12 protein-coding genes are annotated in these 12,605 nt (G+C 40.9%); 4 read left to right on the forward strand and 8 right to left on the reverse strand.

Annotation, left to right across the window (positions count from 1 at the left end; genetic code table 11):
• Positions 1-30 precede the first annotated feature (30 nt).
• Positions 31-1,392 carry a RagB/SusD family nutrient uptake outer membrane protein gene (locus C5745_RS16535; protein ID WP_207795828.1) on the forward strand — a complete coding sequence of 454 codons (1,362 nt, stop codon included), beginning with the start codon at positions 31-33 and terminating at the stop codon, positions 1,390-1,392.
• A gap of 107 nt (positions 1,393-1,499) precedes the next feature.
• Here C5745_RS16535 and C5745_RS16540 read toward each other — a convergent pair whose 3' ends face one another.
• Positions 1,500-1,895, reverse strand: coding sequence for a hypothetical protein (locus C5745_RS16540; RefSeq protein ID WP_105718125.1), 396 nt, complete (start codon positions 1,893-1,895; stop codon positions 1,500-1,502).
• 96 nt (positions 1,896-1,991) lie between these two features.
• Positions 1,992-2,399, reverse strand: a complete 408-nt coding sequence (locus tag C5745_RS16545; RefSeq protein ID WP_133166365.1) for a hypothetical protein — start codon at positions 2,397-2,399, stop codon at positions 1,992-1,994.
• Between the two features lie 275 nt (positions 2,400-2,674).
• On the opposite strand from C5745_RS16545, the gene C5745_RS16550 reads away from it, so the two are divergent.
• Both C5745_RS16550 and C5745_RS16555 read left to right on the forward strand, forming a co-directional pair.
• Positions 2,675-3,592, forward strand: a complete 918-nt coding sequence (locus C5745_RS16550; RefSeq protein WP_105718127.1) for a LytTR family transcriptional regulator DNA-binding domain-containing protein — start codon at positions 2,675-2,677, stop codon at positions 3,590-3,592.
• 282 nt (positions 3,593-3,874) lie between these two features.
• A complete protein-coding gene (locus tag C5745_RS16555) occupies positions 3,875-4,258 on the forward strand; it encodes an HU family DNA-binding protein (RefSeq protein ID WP_105718128.1) in 384 nt (127 codons plus the stop codon).
• A 291-nt stretch (positions 4,259-4,549) separates the two neighbouring features.
• Here C5745_RS16555 and C5745_RS16560 read toward each other — a convergent pair whose 3' ends face one another.
• On the reverse strand, positions 4,550-4,915 hold the full coding sequence (locus C5745_RS16560) for a hypothetical protein (protein WP_105718129.1): 366 nt from the start codon (positions 4,913-4,915) through the stop codon (positions 4,550-4,552).
• A 101-nt stretch (positions 4,916-5,016) separates the two neighbouring features.
• Between C5745_RS16560 and C5745_RS16565 the strand changes: the two genes are divergently transcribed.
• On the forward strand, positions 5,017-5,895 hold the full coding sequence (locus tag C5745_RS16565) for a hypothetical protein (RefSeq protein ID WP_105718130.1): 879 nt from the start codon (positions 5,017-5,019) through the stop codon (positions 5,893-5,895).
• Between the two features lie 8 nt (positions 5,896-5,903).
• On the opposite strand, the gene C5745_RS16570 is transcribed toward C5745_RS16565, so the two are convergent.
• From C5745_RS16570 to C5745_RS16590, 5 genes are all read right to left on the reverse strand, one after another.
• Positions 5,904-6,968: an MAC/perforin domain-containing protein gene (locus tag C5745_RS16570; RefSeq protein ID WP_105718131.1), complete on the reverse strand. Its 1,065-nt coding sequence runs from the start codon at positions 6,966-6,968 to the stop codon at positions 5,904-5,906.
• A gap of 247 nt (positions 6,969-7,215) precedes the next feature.
• Complete coding sequence (locus C5745_RS16575) at positions 7,216-8,223, reverse strand: glycosyltransferase family 2 protein (RefSeq protein WP_105718132.1); 1,008 nt, start codon at positions 8,221-8,223, stop codon at positions 7,216-7,218.
• 165 nt (positions 8,224-8,388) lie between these two features.
• Positions 8,389-9,408 (reverse strand): glycosyltransferase family 2 protein, encoded by a 1,020-nt coding sequence (locus C5745_RS16580; protein WP_105718133.1) that lies wholly within the window; start codon positions 9,406-9,408, stop codon positions 8,389-8,391.
• Positions 9,409-9,726: 318 nt separating this feature from the next.
• Complete coding sequence (locus C5745_RS16585) at positions 9,727-10,665, reverse strand: alpha-1,2-fucosyltransferase (protein WP_105718134.1); 939 nt, start codon at positions 10,663-10,665, stop codon at positions 9,727-9,729.
• A 410-nt stretch (positions 10,666-11,075) separates the two neighbouring features.
• Positions 11,076-12,530 (reverse strand): thiol-activated cytolysin family protein, encoded by a 1,455-nt coding sequence (locus C5745_RS16590; protein ID WP_165793117.1) that lies wholly within the window; start codon positions 12,528-12,530, stop codon positions 11,076-11,078.
• Positions 12,531-12,605: the final 75 nt, after the last annotated feature.

The following is a 12,605-nucleotide window of genomic DNA, read 5'->3' on the forward strand; positions in this document are numbered from 1 at the left end:
AAAATGAAAAATAGATTGTATAATAAAAAAATGATTGTTGCTATAACTATTGCTACAATTATGGTTTTTATGGCTGGTTGTGATAGTTTTTTAGACCTCAAGTCATCGAATAACTACGCGACGGTTTCAACAATCGAAGATGTTGAAGCCATTCTTAATAATACACAGATTATGAACTTCAGAAGTCCTTGTCTCGGGGAAGCGTCTGCCGATGATATTTATATTCCCGATCAAGTATACGATCGGATAACAAAAAATTCATCAAGGGATACTTACATTTGGAAAGAGACGGATTATGGGCAGGCTTCGAGCCCTTGGGGAACAACCTACGAAACCGTTTTTTATGCGAATGTCTGTCTGGAGGCACTGGAGAAAATGTCCGCTGAAGAGAAACAGGAAGTTAGATGGGCCAGAGCTAGAGCTGCTGCCTTGGTCTTTCGGTCGAATGCATTCCTTCAGGGAATATGGATCTGGGGGAAAGCGTATGATGAATCAACAGCGGGCAATGATCTGGGTATGGTTATAAAAACAAATCCTGACGTCAATGAACCTTCGGTAAGGAAAAGTGTGAAGGATACATACCAACAGATAATTGGGGATTTAAATGATGCGATAAAATATTTGCCGAACATAGCCGAGGTACCGGTCACTCCTTCAAAAGCCGCTGCTTATGGGCTGCTCGCAAGAACATATTTATCAATGAGGCAATATGAAACCGCAGGCCTCTATGCGGATTCCTGTCTGCAGCTTAATAACGAATTAATGAATTTTAACACAGATATAAACATACCTGCTCCTACAAGCTCGGTAAATCCATTTAACATATTTAATAAGGAAGTTATATTTTCAACGGTTATCGGTAGTTTTTATTTCGCTGTAAGTCCAACATATGCTGTTATAGACACAATGTTGATCTATTCTTACGACGATACGGATCTAAGACGTAGAGTTTTCTTTAGGAACACCGCTAATGGAGCGGCTATGAGAGGAAACTATTCACAGAGTAGTTCCCAATATTTTACTGGAATATCAACGGCAGAGATGATGTTAGTTAGGGCTGAATGTATGGTTCGGGAGAATTTTGTCCGTGAGGGCTTGGAATTAATAGATTGGCTACGCACTCATCGGTATAGCAATGGAATAAGACCTGCCCTAAATATGGAAATGACCCAGCAAGAGGCATTGGATATGGTTTTAGTGGAAAGGAGGAAGGAGTTAGTGATGCGTAGTTTACGATGGATGGACGTAAAGCGCTTGAACAAGGAAGGTCGAAATATTCTTCTGAAAAGATATGTTAATGGAGAGGAATATCTATTGTTGCCTAATGAAAGCAAGTATGCTCGGCCATTACCAACTGATGTGATAGCATTAAGCGGTATGCTCCAGAATTAAAAAGGGAACTTTTGATAAAAGGCCAAAACAGTTTTTTTGCTGCTGTAATTAAAAATGGAGAAGTATTGTTCTGTTGTACAATGCTTCTCCATTTTCCTACTCTAGCCCTAATCCTGATTATAGATCTGATTAGGTACTATCGGTTGTGTAGGAGAAGTTCCGGCAGCATTCGGTGACGGAACTAAATTTACTCCATCGGGACTCAATGCCGTTGGCAATTCAGGTAGCATATCGGTATTAATATGCGTTTCTCCATCCATTTCCTGAAGGAAGCTCGACTTTACCTGTATTTTACAGGCTCGATCTTGACCGCTGCAGCCGCTGGCGTCATTCGTGGCTTCCCATTTTGATGGATCACCCTCTTCTCCGGGAGCTCCTACAAATTCGAAATAAGTGTCCGTAAGAACTACTTTTTCAATTTCTTTCTCGACAGCCTTATTAAAAGCCACCGCTACAAACGCGACACCTAGTATCGCTGTAAGTAGAATCACGATTTTTTTCATGACATAATTTTTTATCTGCACCCCGGTTTTGCCTCACAGTGATGCGGTCGAGGAATCCTGTTTGTTGGTCTATCGGCTTCCTTGAAGCCAAAAGACCTAGCTACCCGTGAAGGGTGCAAACTTACGTGGGTAATAAAATCGCTTAACGACTCTCTGCTGGGCTAAGACAATCCGACAAGGGGGCAGTTGCAGAAAGAGAATTGCGCTCACTAATGGAACCGCCATGGATATCCGCAAGAACAGGGCGTACAGTCTAATCTGTATATACAGCTGCAGTTCTCCAATGCTGTGGAGGAAATCTGTTGTTCTCGTTTTTGCTGTGCCTTTACTGTTCATTGCATCCATTTTTTTACCCTCATCCATTTGCCTACTGTTCAGCGGAGCGGCCTTGGCTCCCCCTGCCCATTGGGCTTTTTTGCACTTTATCGCTGTACCCGCGTCCCTTTGTCCACCACATCCGATCACCCTATCTACGTACCGGCGGATAACAGTAGCTGGTCTCACTGCCTGTGGCTACCTCGTGGAGGACTTTACCATCGGGAGGATGGTTCCGAACCCCGGTACGTTCCGTATATCGTTAGTTTACATACTTTATCGTATCCTCAAAAGCAAAGAAAATAAGGCTTTCGTTTCTTTCCGTATTTTTTGGCCGATAGCTATGATTTGAAATGAAAAAATGTGAATTGCCGCGATTTGATTTGTTTTTCTGATCGGATTTTTATATAATTATCATACCTAAAAGAAATATTAAACACGACAAATTATGAAAGGGCTACTTTATGGCGGATACATCGTTAGAAAAACAGCAGGAAGAAACACAACCTGACAAGGTTGAAACACGCAGATGGTGGAGCCGTCTCGGTGTTTCCTGTGCTGTCGCTTTTATGATGCCTTTAGTGGGGCATCGCATTGGCGAGGGCTGGAAGCTGGGGCAACATGTCGTCGCGAAACCGGATTATTTCATTGATGTATTTTGGTCATTGGTGCTGATTGTGATGGTTGTGGAGTGGATTTATGGGTGTACAAAATACTTTGATGGGAAAGAACGCTGGAAAAACAATTTCCATATACGCATGTATGTTATTACAGTGATGATCATCGCGTCTGCGATGTTTTTTATGGAGTGTTATGACCGTATGTATATCCAAATAACCGACCGCAGCCTCCTGCGGATGAAGCGAAATGTATTCCAGGTGCCGTATTCGTTGATACTTCCTATTGTCTGTGGGCTTTGTTGCGCACTGTTATCTTTGAAAGATGAGTATTACGCATCGTTAGAAAAAGTTAAAACGAGAGAAAACGAAAATGGAGAGGAGGGAGATGAACCAACAGCGATGGAAAACAAGATCTCAGATAATCCGTTAATTGCTGTCGTAGATGGTCAGAAGGTTTTTCTAAAAGATATTGCAGTGAAACTCATTACCCATCAGGATGGCATAAATAAAGTTTATAATTCGCCAGAACAATACTACGAGAACAATCTGTCGTTGAAAAAGCTCCATGAGCATCTAGATGATTTCCAGTATAGAAAGGTTAACCGCAACTGTGTTATTAGCCGTTCGATTATCGTGGGCTATCATCCCAATGCAGATAAGGGTATTACACTCCAGCTGTCGGAAGGATACCCAGCCGATGTGTTTGTTTCGAAGACCGAGGTGGAGTCTTTTTTAGCTTGGCTGGAGAAGGAAAAAGAGTAATCCCACATCGTTTAATTCTTATCACCGTTAACTCTGGATTGAGCTGAAGTGCCAAATCCGGACATTTCGGTCATATCCGGACATTTACTACCATTTCGGCCTTTTCCGGCCATTTCGGACAAAGAGATTTGGAGGAAGATTTATGTTTGTGCTGTTCATTCATCCACTCGCGAGGAGACGAACAAGAAGACAAGGTAACGGGAACGTCCAACGGAAAGAGCTCGCCGACGGAGCAGTGAACCCTACCGACAAACATTTTTTAAATTTTTAAACGTAAGTATTATGGCAATTAAATTCAATGTACAGGAAATCAGCAACCCGCAGGATGCGGCTGCCCCTAAGAAGTTCTATGCACGTCCGGTAAGAAGCGGTGAGATCACTTTGGAAGATCTGGCTTCCGACATCTCCCATGCTTCGTCCGTCACGGAATCGGATGTTATGGCGGTATTGTACAGCTTGGTACGGGAAATCCCGCGTAACATCTCGCAAGGCTACATCGTCCGTTTGGGCAGTCTGGGTTCCTTCCGCTTAGGGACGGGCAGTATTGGCAGTGACACGGCAGAAGACGTGACTGCTGCCAATATCCACCGCAAACGTGTGCTGTTCCAGAACGGCATGCGAATCAAGAAGGCTATAGCGGATTTAACTTTCAGGAAAAGCGAGTAATTCTCATTTTATAGTTTAATGGTTGAGCCGGCGTCTTAGGATGCCGGCTTTTTTGTGCATAAATGTCTCGAAATGACCGCGGTCATTTAAAAAATTGGACGTTTGATCGCTCCAAATGAAAGTTTGTTTTGCACAAACTAGGGTGGTCACTTCCTAAAAACAGACTTTCATTTGGAAAAGTTGCCACGGTCAATTTAGCGAGCGTTCTGTACTCTCAAAAAAAGTCTGATATAAAATTTATTTTATATTGAGTTAATCTGCGGTTTCTTTAGGATTAATCTTTATTCACGTCTATCGTGGCCTTTTACGATTATGATATCTCTCCAACATACGTTTGGTAAACGCGTTATCAATTTGCCAATCCTCTCCGGGACCCCATTCGATCACTTCTCCGTTGAGGAAATACACCCATATAGGGCGTGGTTCAAAGGTATCCGTATATGAGTTGCGTTCAATAGGCATATACTCGTATACCTCGAGTGGCCCGTCTTCCGTAACTTGCGCCATGACGACCATGTTGGGTTTTCCGATTCGTTTAACAACTGTTTCCTTTGGCATTCCCAAACTGATCAAACTCATATCTCCATGTCTCAATGCAGCACATGATCCCAAGAATAATAAAATACTAGCGGCTAAAAAAGTGAATAGTTTATACATAGATTTTTGATTTATTGATAATCTGACTGAGATTAACGGTAAAAGATTAATGATTGGTTGAAATGTTTTTTATATTTACTCCTATTCTAGTCCTGATTTGTATGTTAAAAAAGATTTGCTTTTTGGTGATGTCCGCACTGTTGTTTGGAAGTTGTTCTGACAAGGATGATAATGTAGTATTGCCAGACGATGAAATCGATCCAGAACCAGAAGAAGAAATCCACGTGTTACCCCTAATATTGACAACTGATAAGAGTGAGGGACATATTTATGAGCAGGTGGGGTTTAGCTTAGAGGACAGTACTTATACGGGGCCTAATGGAGGATTTGCTATTTTGTTACGTTATGCTGACGCTTTGGATTCTTTGATATGGCAGGTAGAAGGAAATGAAGATGGGGTACATCTTCTAGAAAAAAATGGTACGATTAATTCTCAATTCAGGATCGAATGGAGTCACTATTTTTATTTGCCGGGAAACTATAAGACGTTTTTGTACGGTTATAAGGACGGACAGCTTGTTGTGCAGGATTCTGCTGTAACGGAGATTTTTGCAGATGGTGATTTTTTAAATATTAATTGGGATCGATCGGACGAAAATCTCAACAAGATGATTGGGTATACGAACAACGGGATGGAAGACTATTCATTTCAGATATTAACCCGTTTACGAGATGATGTATTATCCTCCCGGCTTAGCGTGAGATTTGATTCGTTTGATTATAGAAGACCTAATGCGGAGATTGGAGATCGGGAAGTGGAACTGCTTGATTCTTATATTACGGAATTGTATGGAGAAGCAAAATATCATATAACAGATGGACCCGTCCATGACGAGTTATTGAAGCTTTTCAAATCAAAGCTCAAAGAAGAGCAGGTGCTAACAATTTGGCGTTCAGAAAAATCTAATATTGCCCTTATTAAGGGTGAAGACACGGATGTGAATGGCTTTGGACACGAAATACACGCCGAACCGATATGATCGAATAACTACAGCGTAAGCGCGCTTGTTTTGGTGTATTCGTCTATATAAGCCTCCACTTCTTGTTTTTTCTCAGCATCTTCAATTAGATCAAAGATCGGTAATAGATTTTCTAAGCCGTTAATGTAAACGAATCGAGCGTTATCCTCACTTATCGTTTTCGCCCATTCTGTTCTGTCAACTTTAGGTTTTGAAATGGAGGTCTTGTCTACGAAAATTTTCGATGGATCACCGCCAATCGCTTCGAAAGCTATTGTCGGATTAGTAACGTCCTTGAACGCTGTGGAGTCTATTGGATCAAGGAAGCCGGAGAATAATCCAAAACAATCGTTTAAAGCTACTCGAAAGCTGCTTTCTACTGCATTACGTCGCTCCGTTCCCGTATATTCGGCTCGGTAATCTAAACTAAACTTTGCTCCTGTAAACAAAGAAAGTAAGACGTGGGTGCCATATTTTTTGACAAGTTCCGCTGGTTCCAATGATTTACTGTCCGCTTGAAAGTCTGTGGTTAAATAGGGTATTAGTTGACTATTCCTGCCATATAGTGTGAGACGTCTGTATTTTATATACGAATCATACAGACCATAGATGTATTGATCTTCCTGTGGATCTGTATCGGGGAACGGATGTGTGATATTTCCTTTAAAATAGCCGATATTCGGTGTGCCCTCTGCTAACCATTTAGTAAAATTTTCCGCATCAGTTGCATATATAGATTTGAAACTCGAATTAAGTACACGAAGTACATCGAAACTACCGGAATTATCCTGCGCAAATGACGGGGTATTAATTACCGGTTCTTTAATGGAAGTCTTATGTGAATGCTTGCCAGTTACATCATAGCCGAATCCCAAGAAGTTGTAATCTCCATATCCTTCCTCATCTGTAGTATTTTTGTTGTCAGATAGATTCTTGATCAAAAACTTGAGCTCGGTCGGTGTGTTTGTTTCTGGTTCTGTAGTTTCAGGATTCGTTGTTTTGGGATCGTTCAATGTATTTTTCTCGCAGGAGGTTAGTGCAATAACAACTGTTAGCGCTAAGGGGAATATTGACTTGGTCTTTGATGTGTGCATTTGCTCAAGAATAATGGAATGTTTGCATTTAAGCGCCAAGATAAAGCATTTATTTTAATTCATGTTTCTTTTTCTTAATAAATGGAGCTGGTATGTCGATTTTCATGAAGAATCTATTGTATTCACAGAAGGTCGTCATCGAAACTCCAGACAATTTGGGGCGCATTATCTGGAGAGCCATCGTCGACGATCAGGAGTTCAAAGCGGGGACGTGTCTACGTTTATACATAAGTGCTCGTAGACCTTCTTATGATCTGCGAATTCCTAGCAAATATTTCAATGATTGTTTGAACGCTTTTCGAATTTGTTTGGCGGTAACGTATCGCGGGTTGAACACTGGTGTGTGAAGAAAATAGGGCAGTGTGGCGGATTTTCCTTTTTCCATCGTAATGGCATACCAATTGTTGAAAAAGATACGTTCCAGTTCTTCTACTGGATATTGCTTATGATTTCTGTTTTGCAGGATAATTTCCCGATAAAGTGTGTAGTACTCTTTCAATGAGTATTTACTTCCGAGTACCGGAGTGAGTAATATATCGGATTCGGTATCACAGGCATTAGGCAACAATCTGTTTAGTTGGTACAACAGGATGGCGGTGTGTTGTGCTTCAAGTATATCTTTCTTTTGGATGGAAATATTATTGTCATGTAGCCTGTACTCTACGAGATATTCGGGAATATTATCGACCTCCTGTTCCAATGCTATTCTGGAGAGAAGACCATAATCTTCGGCGGCAAAGTAAGATGGATACCCACCCACCTCCAAGAAAGCGGACATACGCAACATAACAGTAGAATGTACGAAGGAGTTATAGAACAATAGGCCAGCATGTAACTTTTCTGTACCGCATATCGGGAGCATCTCTTGACCCGTCCGCTGCCCCAGCTTATCGATAACGTAGGCGTATCCGCCTAAAACAGCTAATTTGGACCGGCTTAAAAAGTGTTGCAATTGTATTTCCAACCTATTTGGGAATGCGATATCATCACTGTCGAGTACTGCCAAAAACTCTCCTTTGGCCTTTTGTAGTGCCACGTTTCGTGTAAAGGCGAGCCCTTTGTTTCTTTCATTTTCAATCAAGCGGATTCTTGGATCCTGAAAACTTCGGACTATTTCGGTTGTATTATCGGTAGATCCATCGTTTACGATCAATAATTCAAAATCAGTGAAGGTTTGGTTAAGTACACTTTGAATCGCTTCCGAAATAAATGAGGCAGCGTTATAGGCCGCCATGAATACAGTAATTTTAGGCATAATATATCATGCAATGCGACGCTCCATTCATACTCTTCAATTAATAATTGACAAAAATTTGTGTAGCTAAAATAAGGTTATTTTGTGTCAGTTTTTTATTTAGGAATAAAAAAAAATTGATCGACATTTAAAAGAAAAATGGCACTGTTTGGTGGGGCTCTAGGACTACGGACGGATTCCCAGTATATATCGGAGCGATTGTTTGAATGCTTTTCGGATATGTTTAGCTGTGGCGTGGGACCGATTGAATACGGGAGTTCGTAAGAGAAGAGGGAGTGTCTTGGATTTCCCTTTCTCCATTACAATCATATACCAATTGTTGTAAAGGATTTGCTCCAGCTCCAGGGTGGGGTATTGTTTTCGTTTACGGTTTTGAAGAATGATTTCTCTGTAGAGTGCGTAATATTCTTGAGGTGAATATTTGCTGCCGATAACCGGCGCACGGAGTATATCTGGATCGATATGATCCGTATTAGGAAGTAATTTGTCTAGCTGATAAAATAGGATGGCCCGTAGCTGTGTTTCGGCGAGATGTCTTTTCCGATCGGTGATATTGCTGTCGTGTATGCGATATTCACCGAGATATTCGGGAATGTTGTCCACTTCGTATTTTAATGCTATCCGCGAAAACAACCCATAGTCTTGGGCAACGGGGTGATTGGGATATCCCCCCATCTCTCTAAAAGCGGCCGTGCGCATCATGACAGTAGAGTGGACGAACGAGTTGTAGAACAAGAGCCCGGCATGAAGTTTTTCAGACTCGCAGATCGGCACCATCTTTTGGTCTGTGCGATTACCCTCCTCATCTATAATATAGGCACAAGCTCCCAATACCGCTAATTTAGATCGGTCTAGAAAGTGTTGAAGTTGTGTTTCCAACCTGTTCGGAAAAGCAATGTCATCACTGTCGAGCACTGCCATGAATTCTCCTTTAGCTTCTGAGAGCGCGACATTTCGGGTGAAAGGAAGCCCTTTGTTTTCGCCATTTTCAATCAACCGAATCCGGGGATCATCATAACTTCGTACAATTTGGGTCGTATTGTCCGTAGAACCATCGTCTACGATCAATAACTCAAAATGCGGATAAGATTGCCTAAGCACGCTTTCAATCGACGTGGCAATGTAAGGAGCTGCATTGTAAGCAGCCATAAAAACGGTGATTTTATTTTTATTCTCGTTGGACATGTTTACGCAATCATTGGCGTTATATGGCTGCGTGATGGATATCGGAGACCCATTTCATTGCGTATGCAATAGTCCTATCGGATAAACAGCTTATATAACGCTTTTCACTATGGTTGACTTTAGGGAAGAAGCCCCGAACAGCCAATATATGATCTGCATCGTACGATGTACGATCGTAATGAACGTCTAATATAGGTTATTTTTCTTAAAAGAGCGTAAAGTAGAGGGAAAAAGATGTCAATGCAATTGTCGAATCTACTTTCTCTTGGACGGAAGTGATTGTGCCGGTAGGCCTTTAGTTATTTAGCGTGGCAGCTTCTAAAAGGTGACAAAACTATCTAAAATAAGCCCCCGACCATCACTGTTCTCGCGTTCGGTGTTGATCCATTTATTGGGGGATACCACGATTTTGTCGGTATTGCTATTGAGCCAAGCCCCCCACCAACTAAAACTACTATTTGCGATAATATTATGGTTGCACAAACTCATTAATTGCATATCTATATAGCTCTGCCGGTCTGTATTCCAGTCGACAAAAACTGCATCGATATGCGCGAAAGTTTCTTGGCACCAGGGAATGTCGTTGGAAAACACGACAAATAGGGGGGAAGCTACCTTTTCAAGGATATAAGCGATGGCTCTCTCGTAATAGGCCGTATCGCAGACGCTTCCGAGATGGGTATTTACTTCATTTAAATAATCTCCTCGACGCACGTGGAGCGCTACGGTGGTATGCTGTCGAATATGACGGAGAAGCTCCTTGTTTTTCGAGTCGTTAAGAACTGGGAAGCGGAAATGCTCGCGAAGCTCCTGCGCAACCATGTTGACATAATCAACATCTTGCCAATACCCCCAATAGTAACGGTTTTGTGTATCGCTAAAGATTGCCTTGTCATAAGCAAACGACATGGTTTCTTCCATATAGGCGTGTTTGGTACGGTATAATCGCCTTAGCTTACGCCATATCCATTTTCGGTTGTGTGGAAGATAGAGATTTAGTTCAAACTTGGACACGGTATCTAACTCGATACCGAAAATGCTGTTCAGTTCAAAGCCATTGTGAAGTGGATAGGTTTCGAAATCTGTTAGATCTGCTTTGACCTTTTTAAACTTATTTTGTAGGGTAAGATAGAATGCATATTGGAACATTTGGTTTCCAAGCCCCCCTAAGAATTTGACAATTTTCATCTGAATTATATCCGTAAGACTGGTTACGTTTGCTAGGGGTAAAGATACTGTTTTCGTGAGCTTTTCCAAAATGCAGATTGGTCACATTGTGTAAACGTGTACACATCCAAGCTGATCAGAACGTTTAGCTAAATGCCTCATGCCGGCTTTAGAGAAAATTCAATATCGTTGGAAAGGAAGTTGCATAAAACCAATGGAAGAAAGTGCTTAGAACGACACCTTTCGTTCTAATGGACCACCATCGGTAGTCGGAATCACTAATCAGCATAACATTTCGTCTCTGCTGCTATGTCTTTTCAGGGCGAGAACAAGGGATTGAATGAAGATAGTTGACGTGTCTGCCTTTGATAGTCATTATTGGTTTACATATTCATATATCCATTTTTTACAAAAATGTAAACGGATCCAAATTCACAGATACAATGAGGACATCCTTTTTGGACGTCCTCAAATAAGGATGAATAATGGAAATAAAGAGTTTAAGGTATTACATACCCAGCAATTCGTTCATATACGTATCCCGTAATATTTCCTTTATATTTAGTGTAAAAGTGATCCTTCCCGTTATAGTATCTGTGCAATGGTACAGCACCAGCGACTTGTTCTTTATATAAATAACCTTCTATACCCTCGTATTTGTACCCTACATAATTACCTAGCTCATGGACATAATAGTGATCATAACCATTATAATATCGGTGGAAGGGGACGGTATTAGGAACTTGCGACCTGTAAAGATGACCTTCGTTTGTTTCGAAGACATATCCCGAGAGCAGCTCATCTTGAGGTCGTGTAGTGTAAAGGTGCTCTAATCCATTATAGTAGCGTCGAAGCGGTAACAGTAAGGAGGAACAATCTCTTAAATAATAATCACCATTAATCATTGTTTTATAGATGCCGTGATTCTTGGCATTCCTAAGTCTGTAAGCAATAATCTCTCCTCTGGAATCTGAGGTAAGGTTACCACTGTTTATTACATAATCCTTGAAACCTTCAATTCCGTTGATAGTTTTTACAGCTTCATTTGAAGAACCGCCAATTACGGTTCCACTGATTCTTAGATCTTCCATAACCTTTCTTTGATCTTGACTTAGGTCTGTGCCGCCTCCAATTTTCCAATAAGAAAAAGAAGCAGACAGAGATTTGTGCACGCTAGCCGAATCATAAGAACTTTCTAGCAAAAGATATGCGCTTCTTCCATAGTCTATCGACGATATGTATATAGGAGCAACCGGACCTTGGAAATCGGCAGGTTTGGTGAATAAATTGCCATCTGATGGAATATCAATATCGGCAGAAAAAAATTTCTGAAACATCTTTAATAGATAATAGTTTTTTGTTGAAGTTGTACTTTCCTTGAAGTTTGCAAAGGAATTGAAAATGCTACCGAACTTTAAATTCGCTCCAACACTCATTTCTATTTCTGATTTTGATCTAGCCTGGGTTAATTCAAACGTGAAGTTTGCTGGTTGTTGTCCGTTAATCGTGGCGTTGGTTATATCCTGCATCGCTATTCTAAAATTTGATAACGTAGGTGTAATGGTTTTAGCTATGACACCTGTCGATCCTTGTATGGAAACTGAAAAAGTAACAGGTTTCATTTGATGAGTAGAAGGTAAAAAGAACGGAGCGTACGCACCTTCTTGGATTGATTCTCCATTTAAGAGTGATCCGATATACATTATTTCAGACGTTGGATCCAATAGGGCCAGCTTATCAAATGTCGCCGATTGCGTTCGTTTTTCAACGGTACAACCTGCTGTACTGGTTTGAGTTGATATATTTACAGACGATACATTTTCTGAATGTGCGTTCGATAAATCTTGTTTGGGCTCTTTATAATAGCGAAATTCATTCTTACTGTTGTCGATGGGTAACTGGTTCTCTATTTTCTTATTATCAATTGGAAGCGTTTCCTTATTACAAGAGGACATGAAAAATAAAATCGGTAGCGTAAATAAAAAATACTTTTTTAACATTATAAAATATAGTTTGGTATGGTTGCAAAA

The organism is Sphingobacterium haloxyli (genome assembly GCF_002980525.1).
Lineage (GTDB): Bacteria > Bacteroidota > Bacteroidia > Sphingobacteriales > Sphingobacteriaceae > Sphingobacterium > Sphingobacterium haloxyli.